This window comes from Nocardioides scoriae (assembly GCF_900104965.1).
GTDB lineage: Bacteria > Actinomycetota > Actinomycetes > Propionibacteriales > Nocardioidaceae > Marmoricola > Marmoricola scoriae.
The window spans coordinates 358,025-380,351 of the sequence record NZ_LT629757.1; the positions used below are offsets into that span (position 1 = coordinate 358,025).

Sequence of the window (22,327 nt, forward strand, 5' to 3'; positions counted from 1 at the left end):
AACGTCTCGGCGCCCGCCTAGACTCGTGGTGATGACTGAGCTCCCCCCGCAGGCGCGGCCCGCCGAGACGTACGCCGAGGTGGAGGACGCGCTCCTCAGCCGCTGGCCCGAGACCCGCCTCGAGCCCTCCCTCGACCGCATCGAGGCGATCCTCGAGCTGCTGGGCGACCCGCAGCGCTCCTACCCGGCGATCCACCTCACCGGCACCAACGGCAAGACCTCGACCGCGCGGATGGTCGAGGCGCTGGTCACGGCGCTCGGCCTGCGCGTGGGCCGCTTCACCAGCCCCCACCTGGAGTCGATGACCGAGCGGATCAGCCTCGACGGCGAGCCGCTGAGCGACGAGGCCTTCGTGGCCGCCTTCAACGACGTCGCGCCCTACACCCACCTCGTCGACGAGCAGGGCGACCACCCGCTGTCGTTCTTCGAGACCACCGTCGCCATGGCCTACGCCGCCTTCGCCGACGCCCCGGTCGACGCCGCGGTCGTCGAGGTCGGCATGGGCGGCGCCTGGGACGCCACCAACGTCCTCGACGCCCGGGTGGCCGTGCTGACCCCGATCGCGGTCGACCACGCGCGCTACCTCGGGGCGACGCCGGCCGCCGTCGCGGCGGAGAAGGTCGGCATCATCAAGGCCGGCGCCACGGTGGTCACGGCCGTGCAGCCCGACGAGGTGGTGCCGCTGGTCGTCGAGCGCTGCGCCGAGGTCGGCGCCACCCTGGCCCGCGAGGGCATCGAGTTCGGCGTGAGCAGCCGGGTCCCGGCGGTCGGCGGCCAGATGGTCTCGCTGCAGGGCCTGCGCGGCAGCTACGACGAGATCTTCCTGCCGCTCTACGGCGCCCACCAGGCCCAGAACGCCGCCCTGGCGCTGGCGGCGGTCGAGGCCTTCGTCGGCGGGGACGACCCGCTGGACGCGGAGGTCGTCGCCCAGGCCTTCTCCGAGGTGACCTCGCCCGGCCGCCTGGAGATCATCCGGCGCTCGCCCACGATCGTGCTGGACGCCGCGCACAACCCCCACGGCGCCGAGGCGCTGGTCGCGGCGCTGGAGGACTCCTTCACCTTCTCCCCGCTGGTGGGCGTGGTCGGCGTCATGGCCGACAAGGACCACGAGGCGCTGCTCAGCGAGCTGGAGCCGGTCCTGGCCCAGATCGTGTGCACCCAGAACTCCACCCAGCGCTCGATGCCGGCCTCGGAGCTGGCCGAGCTGGCCATCGGGATCTTCGGCGAGGACCGCGTCCTGGAGTCCGCGCGGCTCGAGGACGCCATCGACGTCGCAGCCGGGCTGGCCGAGCAGGGCGGCGACTCCGGCGAGGCCATCGGCTCCGGCGCCGTGCTGGTGACCGGATCGGTCGTGACCGTCGGGGAGGCGCGCGGACTGCTGCGCCACCGCGGCCGGGAGCTGTGATGCAGCGGCGGTTGTGCGCGGCGATCCTCTCGCTGGAGGCGGTCGCCTTCGGGCTCAGCACCCCGGTGCTGATCGCCGTGGCCGGCGTGTCCACCTCGATCGCGGTGCTCATCGGCGTCGGGCTGTTCGTGGCCTGCGTGCTCACGGCCGGCCTGCTGCGCGCCCGGTGGGCCTACGGTCTCGGCTGGGCGATCCAGGTCGCCGCGATCGCGGTGGGCGTCGAGGTGCGGGCGATGGTCTTCGTGGGCCTGATCTTCCTGGCGCTGTGGGCCACGGCGTACTTCCTCGGCGCCAAGATCGAGCGCGAGCGCGCCCTGTGGGAGCGCACCGGCAACTACCCCGGGGCCCCGCGCACCGACGGCTGACCCGACCGCGCGGGCGATGGCCTAGGTTTCTCCCATGTCGCAGCGCACCCTGGTCCTGCTCAAGCCCGACGCCGTACGCCGCGGCCTGGTCGGGGAGATCCTGTCCCGCTTCGAGACCAAGGGCCTGGCCCTGGTGGCCCTCGAGCTGCGGCACATCGACGCCGCGCAGGCCGACGCGCACTACGCCGAGCACGTCGAGCGCGACTTCTACCCGCCGCTGCGCGACTTCGTCACCAGCGGTCCGCTGCTCGCCGCGGTGCTCGAGGGCGACGAGGCGATCGAGGTCGTCCGGGCGCTCAACGGCGCGACCGACGGCCGCAAGGCCGCTCCCGGCACCATCCGCGGCGACCTGTCGCTGTCCAACCGCGAGAACCTCGTGCACGGCTCCGACGGCCCCGAGTCGGCCGAGCGCGAGATCGCGCTGTGGTTCCCCGCGCTCGACGCCTGAGCAGCCGCACCGCACCACGCCCCGGGCGCCCGCGCACCCGGGGTGCTTGCGCCCCGCGGGTGACGCCGCGAGGCTGAGGGTCCGCCGACCCTCGGGAGCCACCATGTCGCGACCTGTCCTGCCCGCCCTGCTGCTCGTGGCGCTGACGGCGCCGCTGGCCGCGACGCCGCTGGCGTCGGCCGCCGCGGCCCCCGCGACCGGGGCGTCCGCGTCCCGCGCCGCCGTCGCTCGCGGCACGGTCGTGTCGGGCATCGACGTCGACCGGTCGACGATCCCGCAGCTGCAGCGGGCCATGACCCGCGACCGGCTCTCCTCGGTCGCGCTCACCCGCTACTACCTGCGCCGCATCGAGCGGCTCGACGGCCGGCTGGGCGCCGTGGTCACCACCAACCGGCAGGCGCTGGCCCAGGCCCGGGCGGCCGACCGCGCCCGGGACCGCGGCGACCGCCGCCCGCTGCTCGGCATCCCGGTGCTGGTCAAGGACAACGTCAACACCACGGGCATGCCGACGACCGCCGGGTCGCTGGCGCTGCGGGGGAGCACCCCGACCGACGCCTTCGTGGTGAAGCGGCTCAAGGCCGCGGGCGCCCTGGTGCTGGGCAAGACCAACCTCTCGGAGTGGGCCAACTACCGCGGCGACCAGTCCTCGAGCGGCTGGAGCGCCGTCGGCGGCCAGACCCACAACGCCTACGCCCTGGACCGCAACCCCTGCGGATCGAGCGCCGGCAGCGGCGTGGCGGTCTCGGCCGACCTGGCCACCGTGGCCATCGGCACCGAGACCGACGGCTCGATCGTGTGCCCGTCGGGCCAGAACGGCATCGTCGGCGTCAAGCCCACCCTCGGTCTGGCGAGCCGGACCGGCATCGTGCCGATCTCGCCCGAGCAGGACACCGCCGGCCCGATGACCCGCAACGTGACCGATGCCGCCGTCGTGCTCGCCGCGCTGCAGGGCGTCGACCCGGCGGACGCCGCGACGGCCGACCAGCAGGGCGAGGTCCCGAGCAGCTACCTCGACGCCCTGGACCGCTCGGCGCTGCGCGGTGCGCGGATCGGCGTGTGGCGCGAGGGCAACTTCGGGTCCTCGCCCGAGACCGACGCCGTCATGGAGCGCACCATCTCGCGGCTGCGCGCCCTGGGCGCCACGGTCGTCGACGACGCCGACGTCCCGATCGACCCGGCGTACGACGACGAGAACACCGCCCTGCAGTTCGAGTTCAAGGCGGCGATCGCCGACTACCTGCAGCGCTGGACCGCCCCGAGGTACCCCAAGACGCTGGCCGACCTGATCCGCTTCAACCGGGCCGAGGCCGAGCGCGAGCTGCGCTGGTTCGGCCAGGAGACCTTCGAGGCCGCCCAGGCCCGCGGCCCGCTCACCGACCCGGCGTACGTCGAGGCGCGGCGCTCGGCCCGGGCCACGGCCCGGGCCGCCATCGACGACACCCTGGCCGCCGACGACCTCGACGCGATCATCGCGCCCACCAACTCGCCCGCGTGGACCACCGACCTCGTCAACGGCGACCACTTCCTCGTCGGCTCGTCGAGCCCCAGCGCGATCTCGGGCTACCCCAACGTCACGGTGCCCGCCGGTCACGCCCACGGCCTGCCCGTGGGGATGTCGCTCATCGGGCCGCGGTGGGGCGAGCCGGAGCTGCTCGGGCTGGCCTACGCCTGGGAGCAGGCCACCGGCGTCCGGACCCCGCCCACGCTGCGCCGCACCGTGGGGTGATCGCCCCCGGTCGGTGGACCGGGCGGCGTGTCGAGCCGGCCTGACGCCGCGGGCCAAATACCCTCGCAGCACGGGAGGGGCGCCTCCCGCTTCCCCCCTGTGACCTGCGAGGCGAACCTATGGCCAACAGTCTCATCGGCCGTGACATGGCCGTCGACCTCGGCACCGCGAACACGCTCGTCTACGTGCGTGGCCGCGGCGTCCTCGTCGACGAGCCGTCCGTGGTCGCGCTCAACCAGCAGACCCAGGAGATCCTCGCCGTCGGCCACGAGGCCAAGCGGATGATCGGGCGCACGCCCGACGGGATCGAGGCCATCCGGCCGCTGCGCGACGGGGTCATCGCCGACCTCGACGCCACCGAGGAGATGCTGCGGTTCTTCATCCAGCAGGTCCACAAGCGCCGCTACTTCGCCAAGCCCCGGATGATCATCTGCGTGCCCAGCGGCGTCACCGCCGTGGAGCAGCGCGCGGTCAAGGAGGCGGGCTACCAGGCCGGCGGCCGCCGGGTCTACATCATCGAGGAGCCCATGGCCGCGGCCATCGGCGCCGGGCTGCCGGTCCACGAGGCGACCGGCAACATGGTCGTCGACATCGGGGGCGGCACCACCGAGGTCGCCGTGATCTCGCTGGGCGGCATCGTGACCACGCTGAGCGTGCGCACCGCCGGTGACCAGCTCGACCAGGCGATCGTGGCCTGGATGAAGAAGGAGCACTCCCTGATGCTGGGGGAGCGCACCGCCGAGGAGATCAAGATGACCCTCGGGTCGGCCTTCCCGCTGCCCCAGGAGCGCCAGGCCGAGGTCCGCGGGCGCGACATGGTCTCGGGCCTGCCCCGCACGGTCACGGTGTCGAGCCCCGAGATCCGCCGCGCCATCGAGGAGCAGCTGCACAGCATCGTCGACGCCGTGCGCACCACGCTCGACCAGACGCCGCCCGAGCTGGCCGGCGACATCATGGACCGCGGCATCGTCCTCACCGGCGGCGGCGCCCTGCTGCTCGGGCTCGACGAGCGCATCCGCCACGAGACCGGCATGCCCGTGCACGTGGCCCACGACCCGCTGACCTCGGTCGTGCTCGGCGCCGGCAAGTGCGTCGAGGAGTTCGAGGCGCTCCAGCAGGTCCTCGTCTCGGACCGGAGGCGCTAGCCCGTGGCGAAGAACCGCCTGCGCGGCGGCCGCGCGAGCGCGTCGCGCCGCTCCTTCACCGGCGACGACGGTCGCGGGGGAGGGCGCCCCGGCTTCGGTCGGCAGCGCTCGGGTGCCTCGTCCAAGGTCGTCGTCGGCCTCGTGGTCGCCGCCTCCGTCGCGGTCATCACCGTCGACGCCGCCGGTGGGGACGACGGCTCGCCGGTCGACCCGCTGCGCTCCGCCGTGGCCGGGGTCGTCGGCCCCGTCGAGGCCACCACGGCCCGCGCGACCCGTCCCCTGGGGGCGGCCCTGGCGTACTTCTCCTCCAACCGCGACCTGCGCGAGGAGGTCGCGACGCTCTCGGCGCAGAACAGCCAGCTCCGCTCGCAGGCCGAGCAGGTGCCGCTGGACCGCAACCGGCTCGCCGAGCTCGACGGCCTGACCCGCACCGCCAACGAGACCGGCTACGCCCTGGTCGCGGCCCGCGTGGTCGGCATGGGGCCGATGCAGTCGTTCTCCCGCACCGTGACCATCGACGCCGGCACGTCCTCGGGCCTGCGCCGCGACATGACGGTGCTCAACAACGACGGCCTGGTCGGCCGCATCACCAGCGTCACCCGCACCACCGCCACCGTGCTGCTCATCGTCGACACCGACTCGGTCGTCGGCGGCCGGCTGGGCTCCAACCTCGAGATCGGCTTCCTGCGCGGCCGCGGCGTCACCGCCGAGCGCGGTCGCCTCGACCTCGACCTCGTCGACAACTCGGTCACGCCCGGCCAGGGCGACGTCGTGGTGACCTGGGGCAGCCAGGGCGGCAAGCCGTACGTCGCCGGCATCCCGATCGGGACCGTCGAGTCGGTCTACTCGACCCCCCGCGAGCTGGCCAAGCGGGCGGTGATCGACCCCTACGTCGACTTCACCTCCCTCGACGTCGTCGGCGTCGTGGTGCCCAAGGACACCCGCGGCGACCGCGTCGTGGTCAACGGCCTCACCACCACCTCGCCCGGCGCGTCCGACTCCTCGGGAGGGGACCGATGAGCTCGCTCTACCGCACCGCCCTGATCGCCCTGGCCGTCGTCGCGGCCGTCGTGGTGCAGGTCGCCGTGCTCGGGGTGGTCGCCGTCAACGGCGTCGTGCCCAACCTCGCGCTCGTCGTGGTGGTCGCCGTGACCATCGTGCGCGGTCCCGAGACCGGCGTCGTCACCGCCTTCGCGGCCGGCCTGCTGCTCGACCTCGCGCCGCCCTCGGAGCACCTCGCCGGGCGCTGGGCGCTGGCCTTCGTGCTGGCCGCGCTGCTCGCCGCCCGCGTGCGCCACGACGCCCGCCAGAGCGCGCTGGCCGGGCTGGCCACCGTGGCCGCCTGCTCCTTCGTCGCCACCTCGGTCTTCGCCTTCACCGGGCAGCTGCTCGGCGACCACGCCCTGCCCGCCGGCCAGCTGTTCTCGGTCGTCTTCCTGGCGCTGCTGTGGGACGTCGTCGTCGCCCCGCTGCTGCTGCCGCCGCTGATGGTGCTCTTCGAGCGCCACCGCGCCCACGAGCTCGCCGCGTAGAAGGACACCGATGGCCGCCGTCCTCATCCGCCCCAACACCTCCGAGAAGAGCAGGCTGCGCCTGATCGTCGTGCAGGCGCTGGTGCTCTCGCTGTTCCTCACGCTCTTCGCCCGCCTCTGGTACATGCAGGTGCTCACCGGCGAGGGCTACCAGGCCGCCGCCGCCGAGCAGTCGGTGCGCGACGTCGTCGTGCAGCCCGCCCGCGGCCTGATCGTCGACGACATGGGCCGCCCGCTGGTGGCCAACCGCAGCAGCTGGGTGGTCAGCATCGACCGCACCCTGCTCGGCAAGCTGCCCGCCGAGCAGCAGGACCGCACCCTGCGCAAGCTCTCGGCGGTCGTGAAGGAGCCCGTGGCCACGATCCGCGAGCGGCTCGTGGTCTGCGGCCAGGAGGGCAGCACGACCGGCACCTGCTGGAACGGCTCGCCCTACCAGCCCGTCCCGGTCGCCCAGGACGTCCCGCAGCAGGTCGCGGTCAAGCTGCTCGAGCGCACCGAGGAGTACCCCGCGGTGCTCGCGCAGCAGGAGAGCGTCCGGGCCTACCCCGCGCCGTACGGCGTCAACGGCGCCCACGTGCTGGGCTACCTCAGCCCCATCACCGGCGGCGAGCTGGAGGAGGCCGAGAAGGACGAGGACACCTCGGTCAACGGCGCCTCCGTCGTGGGCCGCGCCGGCGTGGAGAAGGCCTACGACTCCTACCTGCGCGGCACCCCCGGCTTCAAGAAGGTCGCCGTCGACTCGATGGGCCGCGTGCTCGGCGACTCCGGCGAGGTCGAGGCCGAGCCCGGCGACACCCTGGTCACCTCCATCGACGCCGACGTGCAGGGGTTCGTGGAGAAGCAGCTCGCCGGCACCATCGCGCGGGCCCGCAGCACCTTCGACAGCGTCACCGGGCGCAACTACGTCGCCGACTCCGGCGCCGCCGTCGTGCTCGACGCGAAGACCGGCCGGGTCGTGGCGATGGCCAGCCAGCCGACCTACGACCCGGAGGTCTGGTCGGGCGGCATCACCAGCAAGCAGCTCGACCGGCTCTACTCCGAGGCGGCCGGCACGCCGCTGCTCTCCCGCGCCACCCAGGGCCAGTTCGCCCCCGGCTCGACGTGGAAGCCGATGATGACCGCGGGCGCGCTGTCCAACGGCTACACCACCGACACCCGCCTCGACTGCTCCTCGGGCTTCCAGGTCGGCAACCGGGTGTTCAAGAACTACGAGTCCGGTGCCTACGGCTACATCGACTTCGCCAAGGCCCTCGAGGTCTCGTGCAACACGTTCTTCTACCGGATCGGCTACGACTTCTGGCAGAAGTACGGCAGCGACACCACCGACGTCGACGCCAAGGACCCGCTGGTCTCCGTGGCCAAGACCTTCGGCTTCGGCAAGCCCACCGGCATCGACATCCCCGGCGAGGCCTCGGGCCGGATCGCCGACCGCAGGTGGAAGCTCGCCTACTACAAGTCGATGAAGGACTACTACTGCAAGGTCGGCAAGGAGGACGGCTCGGACTTCCTGCACCGCTTCGCGCGGGAGTTCTGCGCCGAGGGCTACGAGTACCGCGCCGGCGACGCCGTCAACTTCGCCATCGGGCAGGGCGACACCGTCGTCACGCCCCTCCAGCTCGCCCGGGCCTACGCCGCGCTGTCCAACGGCGGCACGCTCTACGAGCCCCGCGTCGCGAAGGCGATCGTCAGCCCCGAGGGCAAGCTGCTCAAGGAGTTCGCCCCCGTCGTGGCCAGGAAGCTGCCGGTCAAGAAGGACGTGCTGGCCTACATCGACGAGGCCCTCAAGGGCGTCGCCCGCACCGGCACCATGGCCTGGAAGCTCGAGGGCTTCCCGCTCGACCAGGTCAGCATCCGCGCCAAGACCGGCTCGGCCGAGGTCTACGGCAAGCAGAGCACCTCGTGGGTCGCGTCCTACAGCAAGGACTACGTCGTGGTGATGATGGTCAGCCAGGGCGGCACCGGCTCCGGCACCTCCGGCGAGGCGATCCGTGCCATCTGGGAGAAGCTCTACGGCATCAAGGGCACCTCGGTGAACCTCGCGAAGTCCGCGATCCCGGGCGTCAGCCCGCCGAGCCGGCTGCCGACCTTCGCCCAGGACGGCTCGATCCTGCCGCCGGCCACCACGAAGCGGGAGGACTGAGATGACCGCCCTCCCGATGCACCGCTTCACGGTGGCCCGCAGCCGCCTGGTGGTGCCCGCGCTCGACTGGGTGCTGATGGGCGCCGCCGGCCTGGTCCTCGTGCTCGGCACGCTGCTCGTGTGGTCGGCCACGGCCACCAACGACGTGCTCACCGGCGGCGACTCCACGGCGTACCTCCACAAGCACCTGGTCAACGTCGTGATCGGGCTGGTGCTGGCGGCGGTGGTGATGGCCACCGACCACCGTTGGGTCCGCATCGTGACGCCCCTGGTGTACGCCGGCTCGGTGGTCGGCCTGCTGCTCGTGCTGGTGATGGGCTCGACCATCAACGGCTCGCGCTCCTGGCTGCTCATCGGCGGCCTGTCCATCCAGCCGGCGGAGTTCGCCAAGCTGGCCGTGGTGATCGGCATGGCCATGGTCATCGCCGAGCGCACCGAGACCGCCCGGCGCCGCCAGGTCGGGGCCGTCGACGTGGCCCTGATGTGCGCGATCGCGGGCCTGCCCGCGCTGCTCATCATCGCCCAGCCCGACCTGGGCACGATGCTGGTGCTCTCGGCGACCGTCTTCGGCGTGCTGGCCGTGGCCGGCGTCCCGCGGCGGTGGCTGGCGGGTCTCGCCGGCGGCGCGCTCGCGCTGGCGGTGCTCGTGGTCTCCGCCGGGGTGCTCAAGCAGTACCAGATCAACCGCTTCATGGCCTTCACGGACCCCGGCCTGGACCCCCGCGGCGCGGGCTACAACACCACCCAGGCGCGGATCGCGATCGGCAACGGCGGCCTCTTCGGCCAGGGCCTCTTCGACGGCTCGCAGACCCGCTCGCGCTTCGTGCCCGAGCAGCACACCGACTTCATCTTCACCGTGGCGGGGGAGGAGCTCGGCCTCATCGGCGCCGGCGTCCTGATCGCGCTGTTCGCGGTGATGCTGTGGCGGGCGCTGCTGATCTCGCGCCGCGCCGACGACATGTTCGGCCGGGTGGCGGCCGCGGGCATCGCCTGCTGGTTCGCCTTCCAGACCTTCCAGAACGTCGGGATGTGCCTCGGCATCATGCCGGTCACCGGGGTCCCGCTGCCGCTGGTCTCCTACGGCGGGTCCTCGATGTTCGCCTCGATGATGGCGATCGGGCTGCTGCAGAACATCGCCATGCGCGGCAGCAGCACCGGCTGGGGACTCAGCCCGCGGGCACGGTGAAGCTGAAGGTCGACCCGCCCCCCGGGTTGCGGCGAGCGGCCATGGTGCCGCCGTGCAGCGCCACGATCCGTCGCGTGAGCGCGAGCCCGAGGCCGGTGCCCTGCGAGCGGCCCGCCACCGGGCCGGTGTGGAACTCCTCGAAGATCAGCTCCTCCTGACCCTCGGGGATGCCGACTCCGGCGTCGACCACCTCGACCCGCACCCAGCCGGGCTCCTCGTCGTCGCGGGAGACCACCCGCACCTCCGGCACCTGGCCGGGGGCGGTGTACTTCACGGCGTTGTCGACCAGGTTGTCGAGCAGCTGGCGCAGCAGCCCCGCGTCGCCGCGCACCCGGTGGGCGAGGTCGAGGGTGATCCGGGGCTCCTCGTCGAGCGAGCTGTGGGAGCGGCGGCTCTCGACCAGCGAGGCCACCAGGGCGTGCAGCTCGACGGGCTCGGGCCGCAGCCGGCCCTCCTGGACGACGGTGTAGTTGAGCCAGTCCTCGATGACCTGGCGCATCCGGCTGCTGGCCTCGCGGGCGCGCACCAGGGAGGCCTCGGACTCCTCGGCCGACGACTCGTCGTCCTCGGCGACCTCGAGCCAGCCGTCGAGCACCGTCAGCGGGCCGCGCAGGTCGTGGGCGACCATGCCGGCGAAGTTGGTCAGCTCGCGCAGCCGCGCCCGCTGGGCGGTGACGTCGTGCAGCAGCAGCACCCGCGGGTCGTCCTCGTCACCGGTGGTCGGCAGCGCCTTGGCGGTGATCGCCAGCACCCGGGCCCCGGCGCCGTGGCCGACGCGGACCTCGACCACCTCCGGGGGCGCGTCGCCGCTGCCGAAGAGCCGGCGCAGCTCGTCGTCGGTGAGCGGCCGGCCGTCGGGGCCCGCCACGGCGAAGGTCTCGCTCCACGACACCCCGGCGCCGTGGGGGACCGGCCGTCCGAGCAGGGTGCGGGTGGCGGTGTTGTGGGTCTGCACCGCGCCGTCGGCGACGACCATGACGCCGTCGTTCATCGCGTCCAGCACGGTCTCGAGCAGCTGCCGGCGCGACTCCGACTCGCGACCCTGGTGGTCGAGCTCGGCGATGAGGCGGGCGCGCTGCTCGCGCATCAGGGCCAGCAGCAGCGCGAAGGCGGTGCTGGCGATGACGAGCAGGTCGACGATCGAGGCGGCCGGCAGCAGGCCGCCGTACCCGAACTGGTTCTGGGGCAGGTAGGTCATGCCGGCCGCGACCAGGCTGACGTAGAGCACCAGGTACGCCGTGCCGCGCAGCGTCAGCGTCATCCCGCCCCACACGCACGGGACGATGAGCAGCCACGACAGCGGCAACGACGGGTCGTGGTAGGTCCCCACCACGCACAGCACGGTCACCGCGGCCAGGGCCACCCGGTTGGGCCAGGAGCTGGGCCGCAGCACCTCGGGGCGGCGGGTGTGCAGCAGCACGGTGAAGATGACGGCGGCGCCGAAGCAGAACACCGTCGAGCGCAGCACCCACCACAGCAGCACCTCGGAGGCCACCTCGTCGACGGCGAGGCGGGGGTAGCCGCCCAGCAGCCCGACCACGAGGGCCGACCCGGCCGCCGAGAGCAGCATGGCCCCGACGTCGAGGGCGTGCTCGGGCGCGAACCCGGGGCGACCGCGCAGCCGCCGGTAGGCCAGGAGCATCAGCAGCGACTGCACCACGGCCATCACGCCCAGCCACAGCGCGGCGAGCGGGCCGGAGCCGAGGAGCACGGCGGTGACCACGACGACCGCGACCATGGCCGCCAGCACCGCGGCCAGCACCGCGCGGCGTACCCACCACACGGTCGTGAGCAGCACGAAGCCGGTGCCGCCGACCGGCCAGACCTCGGCGATCCGCGGGTCGACCTCGAAGCTGTCGAGACCGACGTAGGGGCTCACCAGGAACACGCACGCCACGAAGGCGATCGTGGCCCCCCTGACGGGCGGCTCGGTGCTGACCCGCATGTCCTCGCCCCCTGGCGTCCGTGCCTCCGGCTCCGGGAAGCGTAGGGCACACCGGTCGGTCCACTGGCCCGGTTCACTAGGATGGACCCACGACCTCCCCACCTTGACCGAGAGGCCGCTCGTTGCTGTTGATCGTCGTCGCCCACGTCCTCGCTGCCGCGACGGCCCCGGTGCTCGTCCGCGCGCTCGGACGGCGTGCCTTCCTGGCCCTGGCCCTGGTGCCCCTGGCGACCACGGTCTGGGCGCTGCTCCAGACCGGACGGGTGCTCGACGGCGAGACCCTCACCCAGACGGTGCGCTGGGTGCCCGGGCTCGGGATCGAGCTGGCCTTCGCGATGGGCGCGCTGCAGTGGCTGATGGTGCTCGTCGTGGCCGGCATCGGCGTGCTGGTGATGGCCTACTGCACGTGGTACTTCACCGACGACAGCGCGCTGGCGGGGTTCACCAGCTGGTTCACCGCGTTCGTCGGCGCGATGCTCGGCCTGGTCCTGGCCGACGACCTGCTGGTGCTGTTCGTGTTCTGGGAGCTCACCACCATCTTCTCGTTCCTGCTGATCGGGTTCGACCCGACCAAGCGGGCCTCGCGTCTCGCCGCCATGGAGGCGCTGGTCGTCACCACCCTGGGCGGCCTGGCGATGTTCGTCGGCATGCTGGTGCTGGGCCAGCAGGCCGGCACCTCGCGGATCACCGAGATCCTGGCGGACCCGCCCACGGGCACGGCCACGACGGTCGCGGTCGCGCTGCTGCTCGTCGGGGCGCTCAGCAAGTCGGCCCAGGTCCCCTTCCACTTCTGGCTCCCCGGGGCGATGGCCGCGCCGACGCCGGTCAGCGCCTACCTGCACGCGGCCTCGATGGTGAAGGCCGGCCTCTACCTCGTGGCCCTGCTCGCCCCCGCCTTCTCCGACGTGCCCGGCTGGCACCTGGTGCTGCTGGGGCTCGGCACCACGACCATGGTCGTCGGTGGCTGGCGCGCGCTGCGCCAGATCGACATCAAGCTGATGCTCGCCTACGGCACCGTCAGCCAGCTCGGCTTCCTCATGGTCGTGCTCTCGATCGGCAGCCGCACCGGCGCGCTGGCGGGGATGGCCATGCTGCTGGCCCACGCCCTGTTCAAGGCGACGCTGTTCCTCGTGGTCGGGATCGTCGACCGGCTCACCGGCACCCGCGACGTCCACCAGCTCTCCGGCGTCGGGCGCCGCCTGCCCGTCGTGGCCGTGGCGGCCGCGGTCGCCGGGGCGTCGATGGCGGGCCTGCCGCCGCTGCTCGGCTTCGTGGGCAAGGAGACGGTCTGGGCGGCGCTGCTCGAGGTCGCCCACGGCGAGACCCCGGGCGTGCCCGGCTGGGCCGGGTGGCTCGTGGTGGCCGGCCTGGTCGCGGGCTCCACGCTCACCGTCGGCTACACCGCCCGGTTCTGGTGGGGCGCCTTCGCCTCCAAGCCGGGCGTCGCACCCACCCCCGTGCGTCCGCTCGCCCCGCCCTTCGCCGCGGCCCCGGTGCTGCTGGCCGGGCTCACCCTGGTGCTGGGCTTCGCGGGCGCAGCGCTCACCGCGGCCCTGGTGCCGTACGCCGACCAGCTGCCGGCCGGCGGCCACGAGGAGTACCTCGCGCTGTGGCACGGCCTCGAGCTCCCGCTGCTGCTCTCGGGCATCACCGTCGTGGCCGGCGCAGCGGTGTTCTGGCTGCGCGAGCCGCTGTGCCGCTTCCAGGCGCGGGTGGCCAGTCCGGTCGGGGCGGAGCGGATCTACCGCTGGGGGATGCGCGCGCTCGACCGCTCGGCCGTCGAGGTCACCGGCAGCTTCCAGCGCGGCTCGGTCTCGGCGTACCTGGCCGTGATCCTCAGCGTCGTGCTGGTGCTGCCGGGCGGGGCGCTGCTGCTCGCGCTCGCCGACGGCGGGACCGGCCGGCTCGACGTCGTCTGGTGGGACCGGGCCGGCCAGCCGGTCGTGGCCCTGGTGATGGTCGCCGCCGCGGTGATGACGGTGCGCTCGCGGCGCCGGCTGCGCGCGGTCGTGCTGGCCGGCATCAGCGGCTACGGCTGCGCCCTGATGTTCCTGCTCCACGGAGCCCCCGACATCGCGCTGACGCAGGTGCTGGTCGAGACGGTCAGCCTGGTCGTGTTCGTCCTGGTGCTGCGCCGGCTGCCCGACTACTTCACCGACAAGCCGCTGCGCCTGACCCGCTACTGGCGGATGGCGCTGGCCAGCCTGGTCGGCCTCGCGGTGGGCGGGTTCGTGCTGGTCGCGGGCAACGCCCGCACCGCGACGCCGATCTCGGAGGCGTTCCCGCTGCGGGCCTACCTCGAGGGCTACGGCCGCAACGTGGTCAACGTGACCCTGGTCGACATCCGGGCGTGGGACACCTTCGGGGAGATCTCGGTGCTGGTGGCCGCCGCGACCGGGGTGGCGAGCCTGATCTTCCTCGACTCCCGGTCCTCGGGCATCCGACGGGTCCACGAGATCCCCTTCCCCGAGGGCGTCGAGAAGCAGCCGACGACCCCGGGCCGGCGGGTCTGGCTGCCCGGTCCCCGCACCTTGAGCCCCGACCGCCGCTCGATCATCTTCGAGGTGGTGACGCGGCTGGTCTTCCACACCGTGGTGGTGTTCTCGGTCTACCTCCTCGTCGCCGGCCACAACCTGCCCGGCGGCGGCTTCGCGGCCGGCATGGTGACCGGGCTCGCGCTGATGGTGCGCTACCTCGCAGGTGGTCGCTACGAGCTCGACGAGGCCGCCCCGGTGGACGCGGGTGTGCTCATCGGCACCGGCCTGTTCGTCGCCGCGCTCTCCGGGCTCGGGCCGATGGCCTTCGGCGGGTCGGTGCTGCAGACCGCCGACGTCTACGTCGGGCTGCCGCTGCTGGGCGAGGTGCACCTGGTGTCCTCGGTCGGGTTCGACATCGGCGTCTACCTCGTGGTCGTCGGCCTGGTGCTCGACCTGCTGCGCACCTTCGGGTCGCGGCTGGACCGCCAGATCCTCAGGGCCGAGCGCGAGCGCACGACCGAGCAGGAGCTGAGCCGCGGATGACCGTCAACCTCACCCTCGTGGTCACCTGCATGGTGCTGACCGGCTGCGGGGTCTACCTGCTGCTCGAGCGCAGCCTGACCCGGGTGCTGGTGGGCCTGGTCGTGCTGAGCAACGGCATCAACCTGATGTTCCTCGCGGCCGGCGGGGGCGCCGGCGACTCGCCGTTCTACGGCACCGCGGACCCCGGCGACACCTCCGACCCGCTGCCGCAGGCGCTGGTGCTGACGGCCATCGTGATCACGCTCGGCACCATCGCCTTCCTGCTGGCCATGGCCCACCGGCTGTGGCAGCTGCACGGCCACGACGACGTCCAGGACGACGTCGAGGACGCCAACATCCGCCGGCTCGCCATCGACGACGCCACCTCGGAGAGCTTCGGCCTCAGCACCGACGGCCAGGACGAGGACGACCCCGAGGAGGACGAGGGCCGATGAACAGCCTCGTGCCGCTGCCCGTCATCCTGCCCCTGCTCGGGACGGGCGCCACCTTGATGCTCTCGCGCTACCCGCGCGCCCAGCGGCTGGTCAGCATCGCGGTGCTGACCGCGGTCGTGGTGGTTGCCGCGCTGCTGCTCGTGGCTGCCGACCAGCAGGGCCCGCAGGTCGTGTGGCTCGGCGGCTGGGAGGGCCTGGGCATCGTCCTCGTGGCCGACCGCCTGGCCGCGCTGATGCTGCTCGTCTCCTCGGTCGTCACGCTCGCGGTGCTGCTCTACTCCGTCGGGCAGGGCATCACGGGGGAGGAGAAGGAGGCCCCGGTCTCGATCTACCACCCGACCTTCCTCACCCTGGTGGCCGGCGTCTCCAACGCCTTCCTCGCCGGCGACCTGTTCAACCTGTTCGTCAGCTTCGAGATGCTGCTGTTCTCCAGCTACGTGCTGCTCACGCTCGGGGGCACGGCCGCCCGGGTGCGCGCCGGCACCATCTACGTCGTGGTCAACGTGACCTCCTCGATGCTGTTCCTCATCACCATCGCGACGACGTACGCCGCCCTCGGCACCCTCAACCTGGCCCAGATCTCGCAGCGCGTGGCCGAGCTGCCCGACTCCGTCGCGCTGGTGCTGCAGCTGCTGATGCTCGTCACCTTCGCCATCAAGGCGGCCGTCTTCCCGCTCTCGCTGTGGCTGCCGGACAGCTACCCGACCGCCCCCGCCCCCGTGACCGCGGTCTTCGCCGGCCTGCTCACCAAGGTCGGCGTCTACGCCGTGATCCGGGTGCAGACGCTGCTGTTCCCGCAGAGCCCGCTGACCGACCTGCTGCTGTGGGCCGCGCTGGCCACGATGGTCATCGGCATCCTCGGGGCCATCGCCCAGTCCGACATCAAGCGCATGCTCTCCTTCACGCTGGTCAGCCACATCGGCTACATGATCTTCGGGATCGGCCTGGCCACCCAGGCCGGGCTCTCCGGTGCGGTCTTCTACGTCGCCCACCACATCACCATCCAGACGGCGCTGTTCCTCGTCGTGGGGCTGATCGAGCGCCGCGCGGGCAGCACCTCGCTGCTGCGCCTGGGCGGGCTGGCGCGGCTCTCGCCGGTGCTGGGCGTGCTCTTCTTCGTGCCGGCGATGAACCTCGCCGGCATCCCGCCGATGTCGGGGTTCCTCGGCAAGGTGGGGCTGCTCCAGGCGGGCCTGGCCGACGGCTCCTGGACGGCGCTGGTGCTGGTGGCCGGCGGCACCCTGACCAGCCTGCTCACGCTGTACGCCGTGGCGAAGACGTGGGCGCTGGCGTTCTGGCGCTCGCCCGAGCAGGCCCACGAGATGGCGCGCCTGCTCTCGGGGCAGCACGGGCCCGAGGAGCAGGAGGGCTCGGCGGTGCCGCAGATGGTGCAGCACCGCCAGCACGTCCACGTCGGCAGCGTGGCCTTCGGGTCCGACGAGATCGACGACGCCGCCCGGGTCGCCGACGACGACGCCCCCGACCGCGACCTGCACCAGCTGCTGCAGGACGGGGCGCTGCCCTCCCGGCTGCCGGCCCTGATGGTGCTGCCCACCGCCGGCCTGGTGGCGGTCAGCCTGGCGCTGACGGTGCTGGCCGGCCCCCTGGTCGGGTTCACCGACCGGGCCGCCTCCGACCTGCGCAGCCGCGACTCCTACCTGTCCGCCGTCGGCACGGAGGTCGACCGGTGAGCCCGCAGACGCGCACCACCCGGCGCGGCCGGGTGCGGCCGGTGCGCTACCGCGCCGTGCAGTGGCCGATGGTCGCCTGGCTGAGCCTGGTGTGGTGGGTGCTGTGGGGCAGCTACAGCCTGTTCTCCCTGCTCGGCGGGGTGGTGGTCTCGGTGGCCGTCTGCCTGGTCTTCCCGCTGCCGCCGCTGCGGATGAAGGTGCGGGTCCGACCGGTCGCGCTCGCCGTGCTGGTCGGGCGCTTCCTCGTCGACGTCGTGGTGGCCAGCCTGCAGGTGGCCCGCACGACGCTGTTCCCGCCGACGCCGCTGCACAACGCGCTGGTCGCCGTGCAGCTGCGCACCGAGTCCGACATCGTGCTGACCGCCGTCGCCGAGATGGTCTCCCTGGTGCCCGGCAGCGTCGTGGTCGAGGCCCACCGCTCCAGCCACACCCTGTTCCTGCACGCCCTCGACGTGCGCGACCAGGCTGGTGTCGAGCGGGTCCGCGCGCAGGTGTGGGCGCAGGAGGCGCGCCTGGTCCGGGCGTTCGGGGCCGACACCGCGCCGCTGGACACCGGGGTGGGGGAGGCGCGATGAGCGTGGTGCTGGTGGTGTGCGCCGCGGTGCTCGGGCTGGCCGCGATGCTCGTGGTCGCCCGGATCACCCTGGGCCCGACGATGCTCGACCGGGCGATCTCCTTCGACGTGCTGGTGGCCATCACGATCTGCGGCGTCGCGGTCGACGCGGCCTTCCGGCGCACCGCGGAGAACCTGCCCCTGCTCCTGGTCGCCACCCTGCTGGGCTTCGTGGGCTCGGTGAGCGTGGCCCGCTACAGCCCGGGCAGCGACGACGTCGAGGCCGAGGCCGAGACCGAGACGGAGGAGGGCCGATGAGCTGGACCGGTGTGCTCGACGTGCTCGGCGCGGTGCTGCTGCTGCTGGGCTCGCTGTTCAGCCTCGTGGCCGCGATCGGAGTGCTGCGCTTCCCCGACCTGCTGACCCGGATGCACGCGGCGACCAAGCCGCAGGTGCTGGGCCTGATGCTCGTCGCGGGCGGGCTGTCGCTGGAGCTGCGCGACCTCTCCGCGACCGCCCTGCTCGTCCTGGTGGTGGTGGCCCAGCTGGCGACGGCGCCGGTGTCGGGCCACATGGTCGGACGGGCGTCGTTCCGCGCCGGCCAGGTGCGCCGCGACCTGCTGCTCGTCGACGAGCTCTCCGGCAGCCAGGCCGCGCAGGAGGAGCCGCGCGGCGCCCCCTAGCCGCTGGCCGGTCGCGGCCGGCCGGGGTCAGGCCGCCGTGCCCCGCGGCAGCACCACGGTGACGGTGGTCCCGGGGCCGTCGTTGCGGCGGGCGGTGATGGTGCCGCCGTGGCGCCGCACGATCCGCTTGCACAGCGCCAGTCCCATGCCCGAGCCCTCGTAGGTGTCGGTCACGGTCGAGGCGCGGCGGAAGGGCTCGAAGATCGCCAGCTCCTCGCCCGCGGGGATGCCGATGCCCTCGTCGACGACCTCGACCTGGACGCGGCCGGAGGGGTGCTCCCCGCTGCGCACGGTCACCACGGCGTCGCGTCCGGGGTGGGCGTACTTGACGGCGTTGCCGAGCAGGTTGGCCAGCAGGTGCTGGAGCAGGGTCGGGTCGGCGCGCACCACGTCGGGCGCCTCGAGGGTGAAGCGGGCGGTCGGGTGGCTGGCCGCGATCGACTCGACCAGCGGCTGCAGGGCCACCTGCTCCAGGCGCAGGGTGCCCTCGCGGGCGACGTTGTAGGTCAGCCAGTCGTCGATCTCGCGGGTCATCCGCTGGGTGGCGGCCAGGCCGTGGCCGAGGGCCTCGCGGGCGCGGGCGTCGTCGGCCCCGACCATGTCCTCGGCGACCTCGAGCCAGCCACCGACGGCGGTGAGGGGGCTCTTGAGGTCGTGGGCGGCGACCGCGGCGAAGCTGGCCAGCTCGTCGATGCGGCGCTGCTCGCTGGTGACGTCGCGCACGATGGCCACGACGCTGTCGGAGCCGGCGTACTGCACCCGCGCGAGCTGCACGGCCAGCACCCGCGCCCCGTCGTCGGAGCCGTCGCGGTGGAAGGTGTAGGTGAACGACGGCGAGCTCCCCAGGCGGCGCAGCCACCGGCCCGGCTCGCTCTCGAGCCGCTGCTCGCCGAGCACCCCTGCGGCCGCGGCGTTCGACAGCTGCACGGTGCCGTGGGTGTCCATCAGCACCAGCGCCTCGCTGATCGACTCGAAGACGGTGCCGAGCAGGCCCGCCTGGTCGAGCGCCTCCTGGCGGCGGCGGACGACCTCCCCGGCGAGGTGGGCCTGCTGGTCGCGCACGACCGCGAGCAGCAGCACGACCAGCACGAAGGCCGTCATCACGGTGTCGACGACCACCATCTCGGGCAGCTGGTCGGGGGTGAGGCCGCCCGTCGCGACCGGCAGGCCCTGGGCCAGCGACACCCCCGCGGTCGCGACCAGGCTGAAGGCAGCGGCCGCCCACGGGCCCAGCGTCATGCCGGCCCACACCGCCGGCAGCAGCACGACCCAGGTCAGCGGGACCTCGGGGAACGCCAGCACCGCCGCGATCGCGGCCGCCGTCACCAGCAGCATCACGTAGACGTCGCCCAGCCGGGCCGGCACCTCGTCGGAGCGGCGGCGCTGCACCAGGAGCAGCAGGCAGGCGCCGCCGACGAAGACGTACGACGCCCCGAGCACCGCCCCGGCCAGCACGGTCGGCCCCAGGTCGGCCAGCGCGAGGCCCGGGAGCAGCGCCGGCCAGGCGGCCAGGGGCGCGGACACCACGGCGCCGGCCACCGCCGCGGTGCCGAGGGAGACGAGGTCGCGGGGCCGGTGGGGGACCAGGTCGTCGTCGCCGGTGCGCCAGCGGTGCAGCGCCAGCGTGGTGGCGCCGTGCACGACGCCGCCGAGACCGCCGGCGAGCGCACCCCACCAGGGCTGTCCCAGGAGCACGCCCACCGCGGTGACGAGCAGCGTGCTCAGCGCGGCGGTCGCGCCGACGGCGGCGAGCCGCCGGCCCGGCCCCGGCAGCGAGCGGCCGGGCGGGGCCCAGAGCCAGACCAGGGCCAGCCAGGCGAAGGCCACCAGCGGCACGGCGTCGACCAGCCCCGGTCCGGGCACGGGAGCCCCGGCCCCGGAGCGCCCGACGTCGTCGAACGCGGTGGCCTGGTGCAGCACGGCGGCCAGCGGGGTCGCGAGCAGGGCGAGGCCCCAGCAGGCGCGCAGGGCAGCCTGCGGGAGGCGTCGCGACGGACGCCAGAACAGGGCAGGACCTGCCACCCTCGACCCCCCTCGGCCGCTCGGATGGTGCGTTTGTGACGTGTCTGGGCAGGCACGTAGGGTTGACCATTCCCCGACGTCGCGAGGTCTACGCATGCCTGTCTCAGCTGGTGAGTCCCTCTTCGCCAGGATCGAGCCCCACCTCTCCCGGGTCAGCAAGCCCATCCAGTACGTCGGCGGCGAGCTCAACTCCGTGCACAAGGAGTGGGCCTCCACCGACGTCCGCTGGGCGCTGATGTATCCCGACGCCTACGAGGTGGGCCTGCCCAACCAGGGCGTGCAGATCCTCTACGAGGTGCTCAACGAGCAGGAGGGGATGCTCGCCGAGCGCACCTACGCCGTGTGGCCCGACATGGAGCAGGTGATGCGCGACCAGGGCATCAGCCAGTTCACCGTCGACGGCCACCGCGCCGTGCGCGACTTCGACGTCTTCGGGCTCTCCTTCTCCACCGAGCTCGGCTACACCAACATGCTGACGGCGCTCGACCTGGCCGGCATCCCGCTGCACACCGACGAGCGGACCGACGCCGACCCGGTCGTGCTCGCCGGCGGCCACGCCGCCTTCAACCCCGAGCCGATCGCCGACTTCGTCGACGCGGTCGTCCTCGGCGACGGCGAGGAGATCGTCCTCAAGATCAGCGAGGTCGTGCGCGAGTGGAAGGGCGACGGCGAGCCCGACGGTCGCGACGGGCTGCTGCTGCGGCTGGCCGCGAGCGGAGGCGTCTACGTGCCGCGGTTCTACGACGCGACGTACGCCCCCGACGGCGCCCTGCTCGGCACCCGCCCCAACCGGCCGGGCGTGCCCGACCGGGTCCGCAAGCACACCCTGATGGACCTCGACGCGTGGCCCTACCCGCGCAACCCGCTGGTGCCGCTGGCCGAGACCGTGCACGAGCGCTTCAGCGTGGAGATCTTCCGCGGCTGCACCCGCGGCTGCCGCTTCTGCCAGGCCGGCATGATCACCCGCCCGGTCCGGGAGCGCTCGATCTCCACGATCGGCGACATGGTCGAGAACGGCATCCGCAAGACCGGCTTCGAGGAGGTCGGCCTGCTCTCGCTCTCCAGCGCCGACCACTCCGAGATCGGCGAGGTGGCCACCGGCCTGGCCGACCGCTACGAGGGCTCCAACGTCTCGCTGTCGCTGCCCAGCACCCGGGTCGACGCCTTCAACATCACCCTGGCCAACGAGTTCTCCCGCAACGGCCGGCGCTCGGGCCTCACCTTCGCCCCCGAGGGCGGCTCGGAGCGGATGCGCAAGGTCATCAACAAGATGGTCACCGAGGAGGACCTGATCCGCACCGTCGCGGCGGCGTACTCCCACGGCTGGCGGCAGGTGAAGCTCTACTTCATGGTCGGGCTGCCCACCGAGACCGACGAGGACGTCCTCCAGGTCGCCGACCTGGCGCGCAAGGTGATCGCCAAGGGCCGCGAGGTCGCGGGCCACAACGACATCCGCTGCACGGTGTCCATCGGCGGCTTCGTGCCCAAGCCGCACACGCCCTTCCAGTGGGCGCCGCAGCTCGACGTCGAGACCACCGACAGCCGGCTCAAGCAGCTGCGCGACCTGGTGCGCTCGGACAAGAAGTTCGCCCGCGCTATCGGCTTCCGCTACCACGACGGCAAGCCCGGCATCATCGAGGGACTGCTCTCGCGCGGCGACCGGCGCGTGGGTCGGGTCATCGAGCAGGTCTGGCGCGACGGCGGCCGCTTCGACGGCTGGAGCGAGCACTTCTCCTACGACCGCTGGATCGCCGCCACCGAGGCCGGTCTCGCCGGCACCGGAGTGGACCTCGCGTGGTTCACCACCCGCGAGCGCGGCTACGACGAGGTGCTGCCCTGGGACCACCTCGACTCGGGCCTCGACAAGGACTGGCTGTGGCAGGACTGGGAGGACGCCCTCGACGCGGACTCGATCGACGTCGAGGACTGCCGCTGGACCCCCTGCTACGACTGCGGGGTGTGCCCCGAGATGGGCACCGACATCCAGATCGGCCCCACTGGCCAGGTGCTGCTCCCGCTCTCGGTCGTCTGA

General features: G+C 73.1%; 18 protein-coding genes. 16 read left to right on the forward strand and 2 right to left on the reverse strand.

The features are described from left to right. Positions 1 to 31: 31 nt before the first annotated feature. The 9 genes from BLU55_RS01725 to rodA all read left to right on the forward strand — a co-directional run bounded on the left by BLU55_RS01725 (position 32) and on the right by rodA (position 9,947). Positions 32 to 1,405, forward strand: a complete 1,374-nt coding sequence (locus tag BLU55_RS01725; protein ID WP_091733291.1) for a bifunctional folylpolyglutamate synthase/dihydrofolate synthase — start codon at positions 32 to 34, stop codon at positions 1,403 to 1,405. Then, positions 1,405 to 1,770: a DUF4233 domain-containing protein gene (locus BLU55_RS01730; RefSeq protein ID WP_091725378.1), complete on the forward strand. Its 366-nt coding sequence runs from the start codon at positions 1,405 to 1,407 to the stop codon at positions 1,768 to 1,770. Before BLU55_RS01725 ends, BLU55_RS01730 begins: the two co-directional genes overlap by 1 nt. A gap of 34 nt (positions 1,771 to 1,804) precedes the next feature. Next, positions 1,805 to 2,218: a nucleoside-diphosphate kinase gene (ndk, locus tag BLU55_RS01735; RefSeq protein WP_091725379.1), complete on the forward strand. Its 414-nt coding sequence runs from the start codon at positions 1,805 to 1,807 to the stop codon at positions 2,216 to 2,218. 103 nt (positions 2,219 to 2,321) lie between these two features. After that, the gene (locus BLU55_RS01740; protein ID WP_091725380.1) at positions 2,322 to 3,944 is read left to right on the forward strand and encodes an amidase; all 1,623 of its coding nucleotides are present in this window, start codon (positions 2,322 to 2,324) and stop codon (positions 3,942 to 3,944) included. A gap of 119 nt (positions 3,945 to 4,063) precedes the next feature. Next, a complete protein-coding gene (locus BLU55_RS01745) occupies positions 4,064 to 5,089 on the forward strand; it encodes a rod shape-determining protein (protein WP_091725381.1) in 1,026 nt (341 codons plus the stop codon). A gap of 3 nt (positions 5,090 to 5,092) precedes the next feature. After that, positions 5,093 to 6,109: a rod shape-determining protein MreC gene (gene mreC / locus BLU55_RS01750; protein WP_231916997.1), complete on the forward strand. Its 1,017-nt coding sequence runs from the start codon at positions 5,093 to 5,095 to the stop codon at positions 6,107 to 6,109. Further along, positions 6,106 to 6,621, forward strand: a complete 516-nt coding sequence (mreD, locus tag BLU55_RS01755; RefSeq protein WP_091725383.1) for a rod shape-determining protein MreD — start codon at positions 6,106 to 6,108, stop codon at positions 6,619 to 6,621. Before mreC ends, mreD begins: the two co-directional genes overlap by 4 nt. Positions 6,622 to 6,631: 10 nt before the next feature. Beyond that, entirely contained in the window at positions 6,632 to 8,761 is a 2,130-nt protein-coding gene (mrdA, locus tag BLU55_RS01760; RefSeq protein WP_091725384.1) for a penicillin-binding protein 2, read from the forward strand. Position 8,762: 1 nt separating this feature from the next. Then, positions 8,763 to 9,947, forward strand: a complete 1,185-nt coding sequence (gene rodA, locus BLU55_RS01765; RefSeq protein WP_091725386.1) for a rod shape-determining protein RodA — start codon at positions 8,763 to 8,765, stop codon at positions 9,945 to 9,947. Here the strand turns inward: rodA and BLU55_RS01770 are convergent. After that, positions 9,928 to 11,892 carry a sensor histidine kinase gene (locus BLU55_RS01770; RefSeq protein ID WP_091725387.1) on the reverse strand — a complete coding sequence of 655 codons (1,965 nt, stop codon included), beginning with the start codon at positions 11,890 to 11,892 and terminating at the stop codon, positions 9,928 to 9,930. The genes rodA and BLU55_RS01770 overlap by 20 nt on opposite strands. Before the next feature lie 122 nt (positions 11,893 to 12,014). On the opposite strand from BLU55_RS01770, the gene BLU55_RS01775 reads away from it, so the two are divergent. The 6 genes from BLU55_RS01775 to mnhG are packed head-to-tail and all read left to right on the forward strand — an operon-like array spanning position 12,015 to position 18,273. After that, entirely contained in the window at positions 12,015 to 14,912 is a 2,898-nt protein-coding gene (locus tag BLU55_RS01775; protein ID WP_091725389.1) for a Na+/H+ antiporter subunit A, read from the forward strand. Further along, positions 14,909 to 15,346 carry a Na(+)/H(+) antiporter subunit C gene (locus BLU55_RS01780; RefSeq protein WP_091725390.1) on the forward strand — a complete coding sequence of 146 codons (438 nt, stop codon included), beginning with the start codon at positions 14,909 to 14,911 and terminating at the stop codon, positions 15,344 to 15,346. The genes BLU55_RS01775 and BLU55_RS01780 overlap by 4 nt, the downstream gene beginning before the upstream one ends. After that, entirely contained in the window at positions 15,343 to 17,037 is a 1,695-nt protein-coding gene (locus BLU55_RS01785) for a Na+/H+ antiporter subunit D (RefSeq protein WP_091725392.1), read from the forward strand. Before BLU55_RS01780 ends, BLU55_RS01785 begins: the two co-directional genes overlap by 4 nt. Next, entirely contained in the window at positions 17,034 to 17,612 is a 579-nt protein-coding gene (locus BLU55_RS01790) for a Na+/H+ antiporter subunit E (RefSeq protein WP_091725394.1), read from the forward strand. The genes BLU55_RS01785 and BLU55_RS01790 overlap by 4 nt, the downstream gene beginning before the upstream one ends. After that, on the forward strand, positions 17,609 to 17,908 hold the full coding sequence (locus tag BLU55_RS01795; protein WP_091725395.1) for a monovalent cation/H+ antiporter complex subunit F: 300 nt from the start codon (positions 17,609 to 17,611) through the stop codon (positions 17,906 to 17,908). The genes BLU55_RS01790 and BLU55_RS01795 overlap by 4 nt, the downstream gene beginning before the upstream one ends. Continuing rightward, the gene (mnhG, locus tag BLU55_RS01800; RefSeq protein WP_091725397.1) at positions 17,905 to 18,273 is read left to right on the forward strand and encodes a monovalent cation/H(+) antiporter subunit G; all 369 of its coding nucleotides are present in this window, start codon (positions 17,905 to 17,907) and stop codon (positions 18,271 to 18,273) included. Before BLU55_RS01795 ends, mnhG begins: the two co-directional genes overlap by 4 nt. A 27-nt stretch (positions 18,274 to 18,300) precedes the next feature. Here mnhG and BLU55_RS01805 read toward each other — a convergent pair whose 3' ends face one another. Then, positions 18,301 to 20,295: a sensor histidine kinase gene (locus BLU55_RS01805; protein ID WP_157682680.1), complete on the reverse strand. Its 1,995-nt coding sequence runs from the start codon at positions 20,293 to 20,295 to the stop codon at positions 18,301 to 18,303. Positions 20,296 to 20,389: 94 nt separating this feature from the next. On the opposite strand from BLU55_RS01805, the gene BLU55_RS01810 reads away from it, so the two are divergent. Continuing rightward, positions 20,390 to 22,327: a TIGR03960 family B12-binding radical SAM protein gene (locus BLU55_RS01810; RefSeq protein ID WP_091725400.1), complete on the forward strand. Its 1,938-nt coding sequence runs from the start codon at positions 20,390 to 20,392 to the stop codon at positions 22,325 to 22,327.